Origin of the sequence: Amycolatopsis sp. AA4 (assembly GCF_002796545.1) — a bacterium.
Taxonomy (GTDB): Bacteria; Actinomycetota; Actinomycetes; order Mycobacteriales; family Pseudonocardiaceae; genus Amycolatopsis.
This window is the reverse complement of the sequence record NZ_CP024894.1, coordinates 7,815,626-7,833,173: the sequence shown is the minus strand read 5'-3', so window position 1 is coordinate 7,833,173 and position 17,548 is coordinate 7,815,626. Positions and strand designations below refer to the sequence as shown.

Sequence of the window (17,548 nt, the reverse complement as noted above, 5' to 3'; positions counted from 1 at the left end):
TCCGCTGCCACCGCGGCTCGCGAGCGCTGACGCTCGTGAGACGATGCGGTGGGGTTTTTGGGGAGGGGAACTGCGTGGACGTTCTGTCGATCGACTTCGGTACTTCCAGCACGGTCGGCGTCTTGGCGGCCTTCGGGCGCGGCCCGCGGGCTATTGAGGTCGACGGGTCGGTCACCATGTCCTCCGCGGTGTATGCCGAGGAGGACGGGCGGCTCGTCGTCGGGCAGGACGCGGAGCGGCGGGCCCGGCTGGATCCCAGCCGGTTCGAGCCGTATCCCAAGCGGCGGATCGACGACGGCGAACTGCTGCTCGGGGATCGGGTCGTGCCGGTGGTCGACGCCTTCGCCGCGGTCTTGCGGCGGATGGGCGAGGAAGCCGAACGGCAGCTGTCCGGGGTTCCGGGCGAGGTGCGGCTGTCGCATCCGGCGGGATGGGGCGCGCAGCGGCAGCAGACGCTTCGGGCGGCGGCGGGCAAGGCCGGGTTCGGGCAGGTGCGGTTGGTGCCGGAGCCGGTCGCGGCGGCGGCGCATTACGCGACTCTGCGCGAGCAGGGCGCGCCCAGCGGGCCGATCGCGGTGTACGACCTCGGGGCGGGCACGTTCGACTGCGCGGTCGTCGGCGCGGGCACCGCGGTGCTGGCGGAGGACGGGTTGCCGGATCTCGGCAGCCTCGACATCGACCAAGCTCTGCTAGTCCACATCGGACGGTCCGTGTCGCACGCGGATCCGGCGCAGTGGCAACGGCTTCTGCGTCCGCAGACGACCAGCGACCGGCGGATGCAGCGGGTATTGCTCCAAGACGTCCGCGATGCCAAGGAAAGTCTTTCCCGGCACGCGCACACTGAAGTGCCGATGCCGGATCCGTTCGGCGACGTGCTCGTCACCCGGGCCGAATTGGAAGCGCTGGTCCGGCCGAATTTGTTGCGCAGCACGGAAATGCTCGCGGCGACGATCGCGCGGGCCGGGCTGACGCCGGATCGGCTCGGCGGCGTGTATCTGGTCGGCGGGCCCAGCCGGATGCCGTTGCTGGCCTCGCTCGTCGGGTCGAAGCTGGGCGTGGTGCCGACTACCGAGGACCAGCCGGAGACGGCGGTCGCGTTCGGGTTGCATCACGTGGACGAGCGGCCAGCAGCACCGGTGCCCGCACCGCAGGCGCCGGCGTCCTGGCCGCCGGTCCAGCAACAGCCCGTTCTGGTTCAGCGGCCACCGGCACCGATGCCGCCGCCCGGATGGCAGCAGCCGCAGAAGAAGAAGTCCCGCAAGCCCATCGTCATCGGCGCGATCGCTCTGACCGTGCTCGTCGTCGCCGGAATCGTGACCGCCGTCCTCGCCACCCGCGGCGACGACAAAGCCGCGGCGAATCAACCGGTCACTCCGCCGAACAACACCACCACCTGCGCCGATTCGAAGCCAGCGCTCCCCGGCGAAAACGGCCTCACGAAGTGCATGCGCCGCCTGTCCGGTCCGAGCATCCAAACCCGCGCAACCTGCTCTGACGACCCAGAATTGGCGAAGGCCCTCGGCGCGGTGCGCACCGCACTGTGCCGGTTCCCGGACAAGACCACCGTTGCGTTCCACGAAGGGCTCACGCTCGCCCAGGTCGAGCCGAGCGCGCGCAAGGACATGACCGGCCGCGTCGAAACCGACACCTGGCGCACCCGCACCGGGCTGAGCGGCCGGTACGTCGCCGGGATCGGGCCGAAGCTGGGGCTGCTGATCTACCAGGCCGACGGCATTCCCGTGGTCGGCACGGTGATGGACACCAGCCCTTCGCACACGAGCCGCCGGCCGCAGGACCTGGTGCAGTTCTTCGAGCAGACCGTCCAGCCCGGCGAATAACTCAGTTCAGCGTGCCGGCCGAGGTCGCCACATCCTCGGGCACGGTCAGCGCGGTGTCCGCCACGATCTCGAGCGCTCGCGCGGTCGAGTCCACCGGCAGCCGGGCTTCCTCCGGCACGTGCACGAAACCGCCGCGCAGCCCGGGAAACTCCGTCGCGATCAGGTGCATCAGGCCGTAGAAGACCTGGTTGCACACGTACGTCCCCGCGGTGTACGACACGGCCGCGGGCAGCCCCGCCGACTCGATCGCCGCCACCGCGGCTTTCACCGGCAGCGTGGTGAAGTACGCGGACGGCCCGCCCTCGACCACCGGCACGTCGATCGGCTGCGCGCCCGCGTTGTCCGGGATCCGGGCGTCGATCAGGTTGATCGCCACCCGCTCCGGCGTGACGTGCTCGCGTCCGCCCGCCAGCCCGGCGCAGACGACCACTTCCGGCCGGTGCGCCAAGATCGCCGCGCGCAGCGCCGGCAGCGCCGCGGCGAACTCGCACGGCAGCTCGACCGCCACCGTGTCCGTCCGCCGCGCCGCTGCCAGCGAGGCTGCCTGCCAAGAAGGATTCGTCGCCGCTCCGTCGAACGGCGCGAACCCGGTCAGCAGAATTGTCACTTGGCGGCCGGCTTCAAGTCGCCCGGGTAGAGGTACTCGTCGGACGGCTTGCCGTTGCCGTAGATCCACGCGTCGAAGAAGCCCTGCAGGTCCATGCCGGACACCTTCTCACAGTACTTCTGGAAGTCCTGCATGCTCGCGTTTCCGTCGTGGTGCACGGAGTTCCAGGTCTTCAGCACCTGGTCGAACGCGTCCTGCCCCAGGTACTTGCTGAGCGCGTGCAGCATGACCGGGCCCTTGGAGTACACGTAGGTGAACTCGTGGCCGGGACCCATGTCGTACAGCTTGCCGTCCCAGAACGCGTCGCTGGCCGACGCGACCGTGTTCAGGTACTTGGCGTCGAGGTCCGTGCCGTTCTTCTGCGCCCACAGCCAGGTCGCGTAGGACGCGAAGCATTCGTTGAGGCAGACGTCCTTCCAGTGGTCGACCGCGACCGTGTCGCCCCACCACTGGTGCGCGTTCTCGTGCACGATCGTGCCGATGTTGCCCGCGCGGCCGGAGTAGATCGGCCGGCTCATCGTCTCGAGCGAGAAGCCGATCGGCTCGGTCAGGTAGATGCCGCCCGCGGCGTCCACCGGGTACTTGCCGAACTTCGATTCGAGGAAGTCGAGGACCTCGGGCAGTTGCGCGTCGGCCTGCTTCGTGGCGTCGGTGGTGCCCGGCGCGTACGCGCTGACGATCGGGGTGCCGTCCGCGCGCTGGCGCTTGTTGAAGGTCCACTTGTCGATCGCGACCGTGGTCATGTACGGCGCGGTCGGCGTCTCCTCGGCCCAGACGTGCGTGGTGCCCGCCCGCGTCCGGTACTTGGCGACCTCGCGGCCGTTGGCGATCACGCCCCATTCGCTGGGCACGGTGATCGACAGCCGGAACCTCGCCTTGTTGCGCGGGGTGTCGTTGACCGGGTACCAGGTGGTGGCCGACTTCGGCTCGCCCGCCGCGAACGCGCCGCCGGACTTCGTGAACTGCCAGCCGTTCTTGCCGAGGTTCGGGTCGTCGATCGCCACCGGAACGCCGTGGTAGGCGACCTCGGCGGTGAACGGCAGGCCCTTCCACAGCGGCATCTTCGGCGTGATCACGAGTTCGTGGTCGCCGGTGCGGGTGAACTTCGCGGGCGCGCCGTTGACCCGGACCGCGTCGACGGTGAGGCCGCGCAGGTCGAGGTCGAACGAGCTGAGCGACTGGGTCGCCTTCGCGTGGACCGTCTGGAGACCGGCGAGCTGGTGGGTGTCGGGAGCGTAGTTGACCCGGAGGTCGTAGTCGGAAACCTCGTACCCGCCGTTGCCGTCTTGCGGGTAGTAGCTGTCCCCGGCGCCGTCCGAGCCGGGGGTCGGCTTGTCCCAGCCGCCCTGTCCGGCGGACGCGATCCCGGTGCCGAGCGTCAATGCGGTGAGGGTGGCTGCGACGGTCACTGCCGGGCGACGCCAGCGGTGCAGTGCTCTCATGGGCGCTCCTGTGTCTGCGGGTGAATCCTCCGCAACGTAGCGCCGGGAAGCCGGGCGGTAACCGCTTGGCGGCAGATTGTCCCGAAAGTCCACACTTCCGTCGGGCTCCGACACGAGCCGGGCGATGTCTGGAAAGCTGGACCTCATGCGCGTAGCGCTGCTGGGCCCGCTGCGAGCGGAGGGGAAGGACGGCACGCCGATCGACATCGGCGGAGCCCGCCTTCGCATGCTCCTTTCCCGGCTCGCGCTCGACGCCGGCCGCGCGGTTCCCGCCGAGGCGCTGATCGACGGGCTGTGGGGCGCGGAACCCCCGGCGGACGCGGCGAACGCGCTCCAATCGCTGGTCTCGCGGCTGCGTCGGGTGCTGCGGCCCGCGGGGGCCGAGCTGGAGTCGGGCAACGGCGGGTACCGGCTCGCGGTGCCCCCGGAGGCGGTGGATCTCCACCGGTTCGAGCGGTTGTCCGCCGAGGGGCGCCGGGAACTTGCCGCTGGCCGGGACGGTACCGCCGCCGAATCGCTCGCTGCCGCGCTCGCGTTGTGGCGCGGGCCGGCGCTCGCGGACGTGCTGGACGCGCCGTTCGCGGCCGCGCCGGCGACGCTGCTGGAGGAGCGGCGCACGGAGACCGCCGAGGACTGGTTCGAAGCCGAGCTGCGGCTGGGCCGGCACGCGGACGTGCTCGCGGACCTTACCGCCGCGGCGCAGGCGCATCCGCTGCGGGAACGGTTGGCTGGCTTGCGAATTCGGGCGCTTTCCGCCGCGGGAAGGCAGGCTGACGCACTCGCCGCGTACTCCGCGATCCGGGCGACGCTGGCCGACGAGCTGGGCGTCGACCCGTCGGCGGAGCTGCAGGAAGTGCATTTGCGTGCGTTGCGCGGCGAGTACACGCCGGTCGCCGCGGTGGCTGACCGGTTGCCGCAGCGGCTGACCAGCTTCATCGGCCGGACCGACGAGCTGAAGCTGCTGGCCGAACTGCTCGAAGGAGCCCGGCTGGTCACGCTCGTCGGCCCGGGCGGGGCGGGCAAGACCCGGCTCGCGACGGAAGCGGCTTCGCGGCATCCGGCACACTCGCGCGGCCTCGTGTGGTTTGTGCCGCTGGCGGGGGTGCGGGACGCCGAGGACGTGTTGTCGGCCTTGCTCAACGCGCTGGAGGTGCGCGACCTCCGGACGACGGAGACCGAGGCGCGGCGTCGGCAGGTCGATCCGTTCGAGCACGCGGTGGAGGCGCTTTGCGGCGCGGAAGCGTTGCTGGTGCTGGACAACTGCGAACACGTCGTGGACACCGCCGCCGAGCTGGCCGAAAACCTGCTGCGCCGGCTGCCCGCGTTGCGCGTGCTGGCCACGAGCCGGGAGCCGTTGGCGATCACCGGGGAAACGCTGTGCCCGCTCGGTCCGCTGCCGGTGCCGGACGAGACCGCGCCGCCCTCGGACGTCGGCACGCTCGATTCCGTCCGGCTGTTCCTCGACCGCGCGATGGCGGTGCGCCCGGGATTCCGGCTCGACGAGTCCACAGTGGACTCGGTGCGGCAGATCTGCCGCCGGCTCGACGGAATGCCGCTCGCGCTCGAACTGGCCGCCGCGCGGTTGCGGTCGATGACCGCACAGCAGATCGCCGAACGCCTGGACGACCGGTTCCGGTTGCTCACCTCCGGCAGCCGGACGGCGTTGCCGCGGCAGCGCACGCTGCGCGCGGTGGTGGAGTGGAGCTGGGATCTGCTGAGCGACGCGGAGGTCCGGCTCGCGCGCAGGCTCGCGGTGTTCGCGGCGAGTTTTTCCGAGGAGGCGGTGGAAAACGTCTGCGCGGACGACGAACTGCCCGCGGAAGACATCGTGTACGTGCTGGGTTCGCTGGTCGAGAAGTCCATTGTGGACGTGGTGGGCCTGCGCTACCGCCTGCTGGAAACCCTGCGTGCGTACGCGTCCGAGCGGCTCGCCGAATCCGGTGAGCAGGAGCGGATGCGGGTGGCGATGGTCGCCTATTACGCGGAACTGGCGCACCGCAACGAGCCCTTGCTGCGCGGACGGGATCAGCTGCGGGCGATCGACGTCTACGAGCACGACAGCGACAACTTCACCTCCGCGCTGCGGGCGGCGATCGAGTCGGGAGCCGCGGAATCGGCGGCCCGGCTGCTGTTCGGGTTGTTCTGGTATCTCAACATCGTCGGCCAGAACGAGCGGGCCGCGCAGTTCGTCGACGAGGTGCTCGAACTGGGCGCGCAGCTGCCGCCCGACCTCGCGGCGAGCCTGCGGTTGAGCCAGGTGCTGATGCTGGCCATGTCCGGTCCGCAGGTCGAGGCGGACGTTCCCGAACTGGTCGACGAATGCGTACGGACCGGTGCGGCGGAACGGAATCCGTGGCTGTGGGTGGGATTGCCGATAGTGGCTTACCTCAACGGCGAACGCGAGCTGGCGAAGCGCGAGATCCGCCGTGCGGTCGAACGGGACGACCTGTGGAGCCGCGCCGCCGGACACTGGGCGGAGAGCTTCGTCCTCGGCGACATGGGCGACCTCGAGGGCGCGGAGCGGGCGCGAGAACTCGCGCACCAGGGTTTCGCCGAGGTCGGCGACCGCTGGGGCCTCGGCATGACGCACGGTTTCCGGGCCGCGGCGCTGTCGCAATCCGGCGACCACGAGGCGGCGATCGCCGGGTACACCGAGGGTTTGCGGCTCGTGATGGAGCTGCGGTCCAGGGACGACATCGTGCAGCAGTGGTGGCGGCTGGCGGTGGAACGGTCGCGCGCCGGCGACCAGGAGGGCGCCTGGCGGGACATGGAGGCCGCGGAACGCTACGCGTCTTCCGGCGGCAACAACGGATTGCGCCTGATCCTGTTGCTCGGCCGCGCCGAGCTGCTGATCCGCGAGCGCAACATCGCGCAGGCGCGCGAGGTGTTCCGGGAAATGAAGTCGGCACGGGCGGACTGGCCGACGCCGGAGGGTTTCGAAGCGGAATGGCTCGCCGCGATCGAGGCCGGGCTGCTGCTCGCGGAAGGCCGCCCGGACGAGGCGGAGCCGGCGGTGTTCGAGGTGATCGAGCAGACGGCCGGGCGCTTCGACATGCCGGACCTCGCTGGCATGGTCGAGTTGCTGGCGCGGATCCGGTACCAGCAGGGGCGGCTGGAGGAGTCCGCGCGGATGCTGGCGCTGAGCGCGGTGGTGCGTGGGCGGTTCGACCTGGGGAGCCCGGAGGTCCGGGAGCTGATCGCCAACCTGACCCGGGACCTGGGCGCGGAACGGTACGAGGCGCTCGTGGCCGAGACCTCGCGGCTGGACCGGGCCGAGGCGATCGGGGCGGTCCGGGCGGAGCGGTCCTGTGTTATCGGTGATAACTGAATCTTGCTTCCACTGATGTTTTCAGTGATACGCTCTCGTGGGTATCACTGGAAACGTCGAGGAGCTGTCATGCGTATCGTCGCCCTGGAAGAACACGTGATCCTGCCTGTCCTGCGCGACGCGTGGGCGAAGGCGGGGCTTCAGCCGCACGGTTATCCCGAGGGCCACCCGGTCACTCGAAAGCTTCTCGACGTCGGCGACGAACGCCTCGCCGACATGGACGAGCAGGGCATCGACGTCGCGGTGCTGTCTCTCACCACTCCCGGTGTGCAGAACCTGCCGGCTGCCGACGCCGTGCCAGTCGCGCGCGAAGCCAACGACGCACTCGCCGAGATCGTCGCCGCGAATCCCACGCGGTATCAAGCCTTCGCCACCCTCCCGACGTCCTCGCCCGAAGCCGCGGCCGAGGAACTGGAACGCGCGGTGGGCCTGGGCTTCCGCGGCGCGATGCTGTACGGGCGCACCGGCGAGAAACTGGCCGACGCACCGGAATTCGACGACCTCTACGCCACCGCCGCAAGACTGCGCGCCCCGCTGCATTTCCACCCCCAAGCGCCGGTGCGGGCGGTACAGGACGTGTACTACTCGGGCCTGCCCAACGGCGTCGGCGCGGCTCTGGCGACCGCCGGACTCGGCTGGTACTACGACCTCGGCGTGCAATACCTGCGGATGATCTTCTCCGGCGTCTTCGACCGGCATCCCGAACTGCAGGTGATCGCCGGACACTGGGGCGAGGTGGTCCTGTTCTACCTGGACCACGTCGGCGTCTTGGGCGGGATGGCCGGACTGCGGCAACCGCTGGCCGACTACTTCCGGCAGAACTTCTGGATCGCGGGCAGCGGCACGGTCAGCGAACGGTACCTGCGCTGGACGGCGGAGGTGGTCGGGACCGGGCGGATGCTGTACTCGACCGACTATCCCTACACCTTCGGCACGCGGCCGGGCGGATTCCCTTACCTGGACACGAGCGGCGGGGTCGCGCGGTCGTTTCTGGAGCAGGTGCCGTTCAGCGAGGAAGAGAAGGCCGCGATCGGGTCCGGCAACTGGGAGCGGCTGACCGGCCATCTCGCGACAGGTCGTCAGCCGCGCTGACAGCTGGCGATAACCTGCGGCGTCCCGCATAGCGCGAAGGAGCCCAGGCGTGTGGTCAGCAGCTCACCAAGCAGTCGAACTTGAAGACCTGCCACGCTTGCGGGCGCTCCTCGACGCCGGTCACGACGTCGAGGACGACATCGGCGACGGCTGGACTCTGCTGCGGCACGCCATCGACGCCGAAGTCGACGGCCACATCCAAAGCGGCGAGCCATTGCACGTCGACGTCACCGCCTTTCTCCTCGCGCGCGGTGCCGACCCGAGCCGTCGCCACGAGGGCGTTTCGGCCGTCGAGGAAGCGGACAGCCGAGGACATTGGCTGGCCGCCGACCTCATGCGTGCCTGGCTCGAACGGGGCCGGAAGCCGTAAGCCCAGATGAGAAAGGGAGTGTCTGTGCCCGGCTGTGGAACCCGGACACAGACACTCCCCGCAGCGTCCACACCCCCGTGAAGGACGCCCTCAGACCCGCTTGCGGTAGGCCCACGTCGCGAGCGGGAAGAACACCACGACCGCACCGGCCATCCACGCCAGTGCGCCCAGCAGGGAACCGCCGTAGGCGCCGCCGTTCAGGAGGCCGCGCATCACGTCGGACAGCAGGCTCACCGGGCTGATGTCGGCCCAGGCCTTGAGCCAGCCCGGCATCGTGGCGGTCGGGAGGAACACGTTGCTGCCGAACGTCAGCGGCATGATGAAGACGAACATCAGGCCCTGCGCCGCGCCCGGGGACTTCATCAGCATCCCCACGAACACCGAACCCCAGCAGAAGCACAGGCCGAACGCGACCGCCAGCAGGATCGCGAGGACGAACTCCCCGGGACCGGTCTGCACCCGGAAACCCATCACGGTCGCCACGGTCAGCAGTACTGCGAGGCACACCACGTACCGCACGAGGTCGGCCAGCACCGCGCCGATCAGCGGGGCCGAACGGGCGATCGGCATGGCGCGGAAGCGGTCGAAGACGCCCTTGGTGATGTCGGTGTTGAGCTGCGTGCCGACCGTCAGCGACGCCTGCAGCACGTTCATCACGATCAGGCCCGGCACGAACGACTGCAGGTAGTTCTCGATCGAACCGCCCAGCGCGTTGCCGAACAGGTAGGTGAACATCAGCAGGAAGATGATCGGCATCAGCGTGACGTCGGCCAGCTGTTCCGGATTCTTGCGGATCTTCAGGATTCCGCGCCAGGCCAGCGAAAACGCGTGCTTCGCGCCCTGGACGGGACTGATGTGCCGGGGCGGGGCCACGGCGGTGGCGGCGGTCATGACCGGCTCCCTTCGAGTTCGCGCTCCGGCGTCTTCTCCTCGGCCGCGTGCCCGGTCAGCGCCAGGAACACCTCGTCGAGGCTGGGCAGCCGCAGCGCCAGTTCGTCGGAGGTGATGCCTGCCGTGTCGAGGCGGCGCACCAGCGTGGACAGCAGCACCGGGTCGGACACCGGCGCGGTCAGCAGTCCGGTGGCGTTGTCGCGGACCGGGCGGACGCCGGTGAGTTCGGCCAGGATGCGGTCGACCTCGTCGAGGTCGCTCAGCGACGTCGGCCGCACCTGCAGCGTCTGCCCGCCGACCCGGCGCTTCAGCTCGTCGGCCCGGCCGTCGGCGACCACGTGGCCGTGGTCGAACACGGTGATCCGGTCGGCCAGCTGGTCGGCCTCCTCCAGGTACTGCGTGGTGAGCAGCACCGTCGCGCCGTCGGCGACGAGGCTGCGGACGACGGCCCACACCTCGTTGCGCGCGTGCGGGTCGAGTCCGGTGGTCGGCTCGTCCAGGTACAGCACGGCGGGGCGGCCGACGAGGCTCGCCGCCAGGTCGAGCCTGCGCCGCATGCCGCCGGAGTACGTGCGGATCGGCCGCTTGGCCGCGTCGGTCAACTCGAACCGCTCCAGCAATTCCGCCGCCCGCGCCCGGGCGTCGGCCCGGGACAGGTTCAGCAGCTTGCCGATCAGCACCAGGTTCTCGGTGCCGCTCAGGTCCTCGTCCACCGACGCGTACTGCCCGGTGAGCCCGATCAGCCCGCGCACCCGGACCGGGTCGCGGACCACGTCGTACCCCCCGACCGTGGCCCGGCCCGCGTCGGGTCTCAGCAGGGTCGCCAGGATGCGGACCGCGGTCGTCTTGCCCGCGCCGTTCGGCCCGAGCACCCCGACCACCTTCCCGAACGGAACCTCCAGGTCCACCCCGTCCAGCGCCTTCGTCTCCCCGAAATGCTTGACCAGGCCCTCGGCCTGGATCGCGTGCGACATGATGCCTCCTCCTGTGTCGCTCCAGCACACTGTGGACGGTGCCGCTGGCAAGCCGCGCACACGGCGCTGACACGGACCTGTCAGCGGCTGCCCGGCATACTCTTCGATCATGGTGATGGAGGCGCGGACGCGAACCCGGCTGGTCACGGGCCTGCTCGTGCTGGTCGGACTGCCGCTGCTGACGGTGACGGTGCTGCGCACGATCGGCTGGGACGGCAGCGGCTGGTACCTGACCGCGTTGCTGGCGCTGACGCCGTACGTCGTCATCTACGGCGTCCTGCTCGCCGCACTCGCGCTGGTGCTGCGGCGCTGGTGGGTCGGCGGTGTCGCGCTCGCGATGTCCGCGCTGCTGGCGGTGTACGTCGCGCCGCGCGTGATGTCCGACGACCAGCCCGCGGCGCAGGGGAAGACGGTGCGCGTCCTGGCGGCCAACCTGTACCTGGGCCAGGCCGACCCGGCGGCGCTCGTGCGGCTGGTCCGGGAGCAGCGGATCGACGTGCTGAACCTGCTGGAGATGACGCCGGCGGCGATGTCCGGGCTGGAGAAGGCCGGGCTGTTCCAGACGCTGCCGTACCGCGTGCTGCATCCGGCGTCCGGGGTGGACGGTTCCGGCATCGTGTCGCGGTATCCGTTGACCGAAGAGGACTACACCGGCGATTCGGCCCAGAAACAGCCCGGCGCGGCCGCGGATCTCGGCGGCGGCACGACGTTGGAGCTCGTGGCGGCGCATCCGCGTTCGCCGGACTCCGGGTACTACCAGTGGGAACAGGAGATGCGGGACCTGTCGCGCGCGATCGGCGAGCACGGCCTGCGTGTGGTGGCCGGCGATTTCAACGCGACCCTCGACCACGCCGCGCTGCGGACGGTGCTGTCCCGCGGATACGTCGACGCGGCGGAGGCTCGCGGCGCCGGCCTGGTCCCGACCTGGTCGACGTCGGCCGTTCCGCTCGTGCCGCTGGACCACGTGCTGGTGGACCGCCGGGTCGCGATCCGGGATTACCGGGCGTTCGACGTGCCCGGAAGCGATCACCGGGCGGTTTACGCGGAGGTGCAACTGCCGTGACGACCCTGCGGCCCAGCAGCGGGGAAGCCGAATACCCGCGGCTGCTGGAGGTCTGGCGCAGCGCCGTCGAGGCGACGCACCATTTCCTGACCCCGGCGGACGTCGAGTACTACGCCACGCGCGTCCCGCACTACTTCCCGGAAGTGGACCTGACCGTGGCGGAGGTCGACGGAATCGCCGCGGGTTTCTCGGGGATCGCCGACGGAAAGCTGGAAATGCTGTTCGTGCACGACGATTTCCGCGGTCGCGGAGTCGGATCGGCGTTGCTGCGTGCGGCGCTGGACCGGTTCCCGAAGCTCACCCTGGACGTGAACGAGCAGAACCCGCAGGCAGTCGGTTTCTATCTGCACCACGGGTTCGTGGTGGCGGGCAGGCAGGAGACCGATTCGGACGGCCGTCCGTTCCCGTTGCTGGCACTCAAGCGAGCTTGACCAGCGTCTCCAGCGCGCCGGCGGCGATCGAAATCCCGCGCCCATGCCGGATTTGCGGTTCGCGCGGGTTGATCCGGATCAGCGCACCCGTCGCCGCGCTGGCGAGTTCGGAGTACCGCCGTACCGTCGGAACCGCTTGCCCGGCACCGAGTTCGACCACCACCAGGTCGCGATGCGCACGTCGCCAGGCCGTCAGCTCGTCCAGCTGTTCCTGACTGCGATCCGGCACCCAGTCGAAATCCCCGAACATCAGGATGTTGGGCCGGGCCAGGCTGCCGCACCGCGGACACGACGGCAGCGGCGGCCGGGCGCGCATCGTCGCCTCGTCCAGGTCGACCGCGATGCCCTCCGCCGGCCAGATCTCCCGCGAGCATCCCGCCAGGCACTGCAGATGATGGATCGACCCGTGCGCCTCGGCGACGTGCGGAAATCCCGCCGCCTGGAACTGTCCGTCCACATTGGACGTGAAAACGCGCACACCGCCCGGGGTGGCAAGCCCCCATTCGAGCAGCAGGCTGAACCCCCGGTGCGGGACCGTTTTCCGGTACAGGTCGAGCCGATGCCCGTAGAACCCCCAGGCCAGCTCCGGATCCGAGGCGAAATGCTGAGGGTCGGCCAGCTCCTCGAACCGCAGCCCGAGCCCGGCGTACGGCGGATACGCCCGCCAAAACCCTTCCCCGCCACGGAAATCGGGCAGGCCGGAGTCGACGCCCATCCCGGCGCCGGCGCACACGAGCAGCGCGCCGGCGCCGCGGATCAGCTCGGCGGCGCGGGCGAGTTCGTCACTCACCCGGCTTCGATGCCTGGACGACCTCGAACTCCAGCAGATTCGCGCCGCTCGCCACCGGCTTCTGGCGCTCGCCGGCGTGCGCCTCGCGCGCCGGGCCCTTCGCCCAGGCCTGGTAGTGCTCCTCGGTTTCCCACTTCGTGTACACGAAGTAGCGCGTCTCGCCCGCGACCGGGCGGAGCAACTCGAAGCCGAGGAACCCCTCCTGGTTGTCGACGGAGTGCAGCCGCGCGGCGAATCGCTTCTCCAACTCCGGGCCGGCGCCTTCGGGGACCTCGATTGCGTTGATCTTGACCACTGCCATGGGTCCAGCGTACTAACGGCTGGCCCTGTTTCGCGGTTCGTGCCACTGTGTTTGATTGCACCGACTTCGTCGGCGCGTGCGGGATCGCCTTCAAGTCGGCGTCTGACGGAGCTGCGCACCCGGCCCGGGGGGCCGTGCACGCATCTCCGTCAGACGCCGACGCGATCCCGCGTTTGGGTTACGTCAGGTGGGCGCGGGGCTGGTCCGGCGGGCACGAGGACCTGGTCGGCATGCTGGTCACAGCCAAACAGCACGGCCACTACGAGCTGGGCGCGGTGGACTACGCGACGGTCGCGATCGGCCCGGACGAGGCGGCGGACGTCGTCCAGCTCGGGTTGGTCGGCACGACCGCGCCGGACGGTTCCCCGGTGCTGGTCGGCGTGCGCGGCTCGGCCCCGCAATACGGCCAAGCGAACTGCCGCCTCGAAGTGATCGCTGTGTTTGATGGCGCCGGCTCCGCCGTCGCGGGCGCGATCGCCTTCAAGTCGGCGATCCCGCGTTTGGATTGCGTCGGGTAGGCACGGCGCGCGACCGGTCAGCATTTGAAGCGCGGCCTGCTGCTGCACGGCCCGCCCGGAACCGGGAAAACGCACACCGTGCGATACCTGATGGGTCAGCTCCCGAACTGCACAGTCGTGATCCTCACCGGCGTCGCCATGCGGTTCATCTCGCAAGCCGCTTCGCTGGCGCGCCGGTTGCAGCCGAGCGTCGTGGTGCTGGAGGACGTCGACCTGATCGCCGAGGACCGCGCCCTCGCGCACGGTCCCACGCCGCTGTTGTTCAGCCTGCTCGACGCGATGGACGGCGTCGGCGGCGACGCGGATGTCACCTTCCTGCTGACCACCAACCGGGCGAGCAGTCTGGAGAAAGCGCTGGCAGACCGGCCCGGCCGGGTCGACTTGGCGGTCGAGGTGCCGTTGCCGGACGCGGCGGGCCGGGAAGCGTTGCTGCGGCTGTACTCGCGTGACCTGGAGCTGACAGCCGACCTGACCCCGGTGGTCGAGGCGACGGAAGGCGTCACCGCGTCGTTCATGAAGGAACTGCTCCGCCGGGCGTCGCTGCGCGCGCTGGCGCTTCGGCCCGACGAACCAGTGCGGGTCGGCGACCCCGAACTGAGCGCGGCCCTAGCCGAAATGAACGACTCGCGCAGCAGCCTGACCAGGTCGTTGCTCGGCAGTCACGGCCGCAGCGTGCCCGGGTAGAGGTCGGCGTCCGACGGCAGCTTCGAGCTGTGGAACCAGTCGTTGAGGAAGCCGCTCAAATCGCGTCCGGCGACCTTCGACACGAGCTTCTCGAAGTCCGCCCACGTCGCGTTGCCGTTGCGATGCTGGCTCACCCACTCGTGCAGCACCTTCTCGAACCCCGGCTCGCCCATTTCCCGGCGCAGCGCGTGCACGGCGAGGATGCCCTTGTCGTACGCGCCCTCGAACAGGTGCTCCGGCCCCATGTCGACGAGCTTCTGGCCCCAGAAATCCGTGCTGCCCCTGGTGATTTCGACGGCCGCGCGGTAGCGGTCGTCCAGGTTCTGGCCCTCGCGCTCGCCCCACATCCACTGCGCGTACGACGCGAAGCATTCGTTCAGGCAGATGTCCGCCCACGAGTTGAGCGACACCGAATCGCCGAACCACTGGTGCGCGTTCTCGTGCACCAGAGTCAGGATTTCCGCCCATTTCGCATAAGTGGGACGGGTTTGCGTTTCCAGGGAGAAATGGATGTTCTCGTCGAGGTAGATCCCGCCCGCCGCGCTCTGCGGATATTTGCCGAACTTGCTCTCCAAAAACGAGAGCACCTCGGGCAGCCGGTCGCCGGTGGCCTCGCGGGCTTCGGCACCCGGCGCGTAGCCGGAAACGACCGGCGTGCCGTCCGGGAGCGTGGACCGCTGCACGGTGAACCTGTCGATCGCGATCGTGGTCAGGTAACTGGCCACCGGGTTCGGATCGGTCCACGTCGTGGTGGTTTTGCCGTCTTTGCCGCTCGTGCCCTGCTCCCGGCCGTTGGACAGCACCGTCCATCCGGCGGGCACGTGCGCGGTCAGCGTGAAGGTCGCCTTGTCGCGCGGGGTTTCGTTGACCGGGTACCAGAACGACGCCGCGTGCGGTTCGCCGACCAGGTACGCGCCGCCGTCCTCGGAGCGGGCCCAGCCGTTCTCCGACCCGCCGTCGTGCGGGGTGTTCGCCGGTACGCCCGAATAGCGCACGCGCGTCCGGAACGTCGAACCCGAGCGCAGCGGTTCGGCCGGAGTCACGACCAGTTTGTTCTTCTCCCGGCTGTACTTCGCCAGTTTCCCGTCGATCTCCACTCCGGAGACGTCGAGCCCGCGCAGGTCGAGGTCGAAGCGGCTGAGGTCCTGGGTGGCTTTCGCGGAGACCGTGGTGTCGCCGTCGAGGCGGCCGCTCGGCGGGTCGTAGCTGACGTCGACGTGGTAGTCGAGCGCGTCGTATCCGCCGTTGCCGTCCTCCGGGAAGTACGGGTCGCCCGCGCTGCTCGCGCCCGGCGCCGGATGCATCGGGGGCGGCGGCGGAGCAGCGGGCTCGGCGGGGCTGCACGCGGACAGCGCAAGCACGCCGGCGAGGGCGAGGACGGCGGTTCGGCGGCTGCGCATTCCTTCACCCTAGGGGCAGGTTTGTGATGAAGTAGCGCCAGAAACCCAGGAGGACTAATGCGACCAGGCCTGATCGACTTCGGCGGCGACGAACGCCCCGGCGTGTCGATCCTCCTGCTGCACGGGCTGATGGGCCGCGCTCGCACGTGGTGGCCGGTCGCGCAATGGCTCAAGCGGTACGGCCGGGTGCGCGCCCTCGACGCCCGCGGGCACGGCCGCGCGCCGCACAGCGGACCGTGGACGACCGAGCAGTTCGCCGAGGACATCGCGGACGTGCTGGCCGAGCTCGGTCCCTCCGTGCTGATCGGGCATTCGATGGGCGGACTGCACGCGTGGGCCACCGCGGCGAAATACCCGGAGCTGGTACGCGCGGTGGTCAGCGAGGATTTCGCGCCGGACCAGCGCGGACGCACCGTCGAGACCTGGCGCGGCTACTTCGAGAGCTGGCCGGTGCCGTTCGAATCGCTGGCCCACGTGCGCGAGTTCTTCGGCGCCGCGGGCGACTACTTCACCGAATGCGTCGAGGAACGCGAGGACGGCTACCACCTGATCGCCGACCTGGAGCACCTGTACGAGATCGCCGCCGAATGGGGGCGCCGGGACTACTGGTCCATTGTGGACGGCATCCGCTGTCCGCTGCTGCTGGTCGAGGGCGAGCACACCGCGATGCCCGCCGGTCAGCAAGCCGAGGTCGCGGCGCGCGTGCCCGGCGCGAAACACCTGGTCGTGCCCGGTTCGGCGCATTTGCCGCACGCCGAGGCGCCGGAGACCTACCGCGGTGCGGTGGAGGCGTTCCTGTCCGGCCTGTGACGCCCCACGTGTCCCGCCCTCGCTGGCACACGTGAGGCGTCCCCGGTCAGCGGGCCAGCTCGGTGCGCCACGCGGCGGTCGAGCGGTCCGCCGGCACGATCAGCGGCCAGACGTCCGAGCCGAGGTAGGCGGATTCGTCGCCGGCCCGGGCCGCGGTGCAGCTGTCGCGGGAAAGCCCGTGCGCCGCGGCCAGCGCGGACACCGCGTCCGCGGTCGCCTTGCCGAATACGCCGTCGGTCGGCACGCCGAAACCGGCGGCGCGCAGGAAGCGTTGCGCGGTCCGCACCTGCGGGCCGGTGTCCCCCGGCTTGAGCAGCGGCCACTCCGGCGCGTCGAGCCGGGCGACGGACAGGCCGAGCTGCTGCCCGACCGCGGTGCGCAGCTCCGGGAGCCGGTTGTAGAGCACCTGGCCGCAGCACTCGGTCGAGTTGAAATCGCGGTGGCCCTTGATGAACTCGGGCGTGATGCCGTATTGGTGCGCGATGTAGGCGACCAGCTGCACGAGCGAGTTCCACAGCGCGACCGGCACGTCGACCGTGCTGTAGAGGCCCTCGTTCTCGATGCCGATGCATTCGCTGTTGTGGTTGGCGACGTTCGCGCCCTGCACGTGCTGCTTCCCGCCGCGCAGGATTTCCAGGCTGCGGTGCCGCCCCTCGGTGACGAAGCCGCCGCGGCTGTTCGTGAACTGCTGGCCGGTGTCGATCCAGCCGCGGGTGTCCATGTGGAAGTTCTGGATGTCCCGCGAGATCTGCAGCGCGTGCGCCAGCGAGTAGTCGGTGTTGTTGCCGGGGTCGACGGTGTGGTGCACCACGATGTACGTCGGCTTGTGGTTCTCCACCACGATCGTGCCCGAGGGCGGACGGGCGTTCCACTCGGCCGTCGAATGGATGACCGGCGTGGTCACCGCGGCCGCGGATTTCGCTCCTGCGAAGCCCAAAGCGCCCGCGGCGGTGACGGTGAGGCCGCCCTTCAGGACGGCACGACGCGTTGCTTCCCCCATGCGGAACTC

Annotated in this window: 15 protein-coding genes and 1 pseudogene; 8 read left to right on the top strand and 8 right to left on the bottom strand. The window is 70.0% G+C overall.

All coding sequences use genetic code 11. From position 1 onward, the window contains the following. The first annotated feature begins 74 nt into the window (after nt 1-74). The gene (locus CU254_RS36210) at nt 75-1,838 is read left to right on the top strand and encodes an Hsp70 family protein (protein WP_037715947.1); all 1,764 of its coding nucleotides are present in this window, start codon (nt 75-77) and stop codon (nt 1,836-1,838) included. Between the two features lies 1 nt (nt 1,839). On the opposite strand, the gene pcp is transcribed toward CU254_RS36210, so the two are convergent. After that, nucleotides 1,840-2,445 (bottom strand): pyroglutamyl-peptidase I, encoded by a 606-nt coding sequence (gene pcp, locus CU254_RS36205; protein ID WP_037715945.1) that lies wholly within the window; start codon nt 2,443-2,445, stop codon nt 1,840-1,842. Further along, a complete protein-coding gene (locus tag CU254_RS36200) occupies nt 2,442-3,887 on the bottom strand; it encodes a M1 family metallopeptidase (RefSeq protein ID WP_009084255.1) in 1,446 nt (481 codons plus the stop codon). Before CU254_RS36200 ends, pcp begins: the two co-directional genes overlap by 4 nt. Nucleotides 3,888-4,032: 145 nt before the next feature. Between CU254_RS36200 and CU254_RS36195 the strand changes: the two genes are divergently transcribed. From CU254_RS36195 to CU254_RS36185, 3 genes are all read left to right on the top strand, one after another. Further along, nucleotides 4,033-7,215 carry a BTAD domain-containing putative transcriptional regulator gene (locus CU254_RS36195; RefSeq protein ID WP_037718557.1) on the top strand — a complete coding sequence of 1,061 codons (3,183 nt, stop codon included), beginning with the start codon at nt 4,033-4,035 and terminating at the stop codon, nt 7,213-7,215. Nucleotides 7,216-7,284: 69 nt separating this feature from the next. Next, a complete protein-coding gene (locus CU254_RS36190; protein ID WP_037715943.1) occupies nt 7,285-8,307 on the top strand; it encodes an amidohydrolase family protein in 1,023 nt (340 codons plus the stop codon). Nucleotides 8,308-8,356: 49 nt separating this feature from the next. Then, nucleotides 8,357-8,677 carry an ankyrin repeat domain-containing protein gene (locus CU254_RS36185; RefSeq protein ID WP_009084251.1) on the top strand — a complete coding sequence of 107 codons (321 nt, stop codon included), beginning with the start codon at nt 8,357-8,359 and terminating at the stop codon, nt 8,675-8,677. Between the two features lie 90 nt (nt 8,678-8,767). Here CU254_RS36185 and CU254_RS36180 read toward each other — a convergent pair whose 3' ends face one another. Together CU254_RS36180 and CU254_RS36175 are read right to left on the bottom strand one after the other, a co-directional pair. Further along, nucleotides 8,768-9,568 (bottom strand): ABC transporter permease, encoded by an 801-nt coding sequence (locus CU254_RS36180; RefSeq protein WP_009084250.1) that lies wholly within the window; start codon nt 9,566-9,568, stop codon nt 8,768-8,770. Next, nucleotides 9,565-10,542: a daunorubicin resistance protein DrrA family ABC transporter ATP-binding protein gene (locus CU254_RS36175; protein WP_037715941.1), complete on the bottom strand. Its 978-nt coding sequence runs from the start codon at nt 10,540-10,542 to the stop codon at nt 9,565-9,567. The genes CU254_RS36180 and CU254_RS36175 overlap by 4 nt, the downstream gene beginning before the upstream one ends. Nucleotides 10,543-10,651: 109 nt before the next feature. Here CU254_RS36175 and CU254_RS43850 point away from each other — a divergent pair, with 109 nt between their 5' ends. Both CU254_RS43850 and CU254_RS43845 read left to right on the top strand, forming a co-directional pair. Beyond that, the gene (locus CU254_RS43850; protein WP_009084246.1) at nt 10,652-11,605 is read left to right on the top strand and encodes an endonuclease/exonuclease/phosphatase family protein; all 954 of its coding nucleotides are present in this window, start codon (nt 10,652-10,654) and stop codon (nt 11,603-11,605) included. Beyond that, nucleotides 11,602-12,036 carry an acetyltransferase gene (locus CU254_RS43845; protein ID WP_009084244.1) on the top strand — a complete coding sequence of 145 codons (435 nt, stop codon included), beginning with the start codon at nt 11,602-11,604 and terminating at the stop codon, nt 12,034-12,036. Before CU254_RS43850 ends, CU254_RS43845 begins: the two co-directional genes overlap by 4 nt. On the opposite strand, the gene CU254_RS36165 is transcribed toward CU254_RS43845, so the two are convergent. Together CU254_RS36165 and CU254_RS36160 are read right to left on the bottom strand one after the other, a co-directional pair. Beyond that, complete coding sequence (locus tag CU254_RS36165; RefSeq protein WP_009084242.1) at nt 12,023-12,826, bottom strand: Sir2 family NAD-dependent protein deacetylase; 804 nt, start codon at nt 12,824-12,826, stop codon at nt 12,023-12,025. The two genes, CU254_RS43845 and CU254_RS36165, sit on opposite strands and share 14 nt — an antisense overlap. Next, nucleotides 12,819-13,127, bottom strand: coding sequence for an antibiotic biosynthesis monooxygenase (locus CU254_RS36160; RefSeq protein WP_009084240.1), 309 nt, complete (start codon nt 13,125-13,127; stop codon nt 12,819-12,821). The genes CU254_RS36165 and CU254_RS36160 overlap by 8 nt, the downstream gene beginning before the upstream one ends. A gap of 209 nt (nt 13,128-13,336) precedes the next feature. Between CU254_RS36160 and CU254_RS36155 the strand changes: the two are divergent. Then, nucleotides 13,337-14,329, top strand: a pseudogene (locus CU254_RS36155) (AAA family ATPase); the annotation flags it as partial. Here the strand turns inward: CU254_RS36155 and CU254_RS36150 are convergent. Further along, nucleotides 14,305-15,729: a M1 family metallopeptidase gene (locus tag CU254_RS36150; RefSeq protein WP_009084237.1), complete on the bottom strand. Its 1,425-nt coding sequence runs from the start codon at nt 15,727-15,729 to the stop codon at nt 14,305-14,307. The pseudogene CU254_RS36155 and the gene CU254_RS36150 sit on opposite strands and share 25 nt — an antisense overlap. Before the next feature lie 57 nt (nt 15,730-15,786). On the opposite strand from CU254_RS36150, the gene CU254_RS36145 reads away from it, so the two are divergent. Continuing rightward, nucleotides 15,787-16,539, top strand: coding sequence for an alpha/beta fold hydrolase (locus CU254_RS36145; protein ID WP_009084236.1), 753 nt, complete (start codon nt 15,787-15,789; stop codon nt 16,537-16,539). Between the two features lie 46 nt (nt 16,540-16,585). Here the strand turns inward: CU254_RS36145 and CU254_RS36140 are convergent, their stop codons facing one another. Beyond that, nucleotides 16,586-17,539: a peptidoglycan recognition family protein gene (locus CU254_RS36140; RefSeq protein ID WP_037715938.1), complete on the bottom strand. Its 954-nt coding sequence runs from the start codon at nt 17,537-17,539 to the stop codon at nt 16,586-16,588. Nucleotides 17,540-17,548 lie beyond the last annotated feature (9 nt).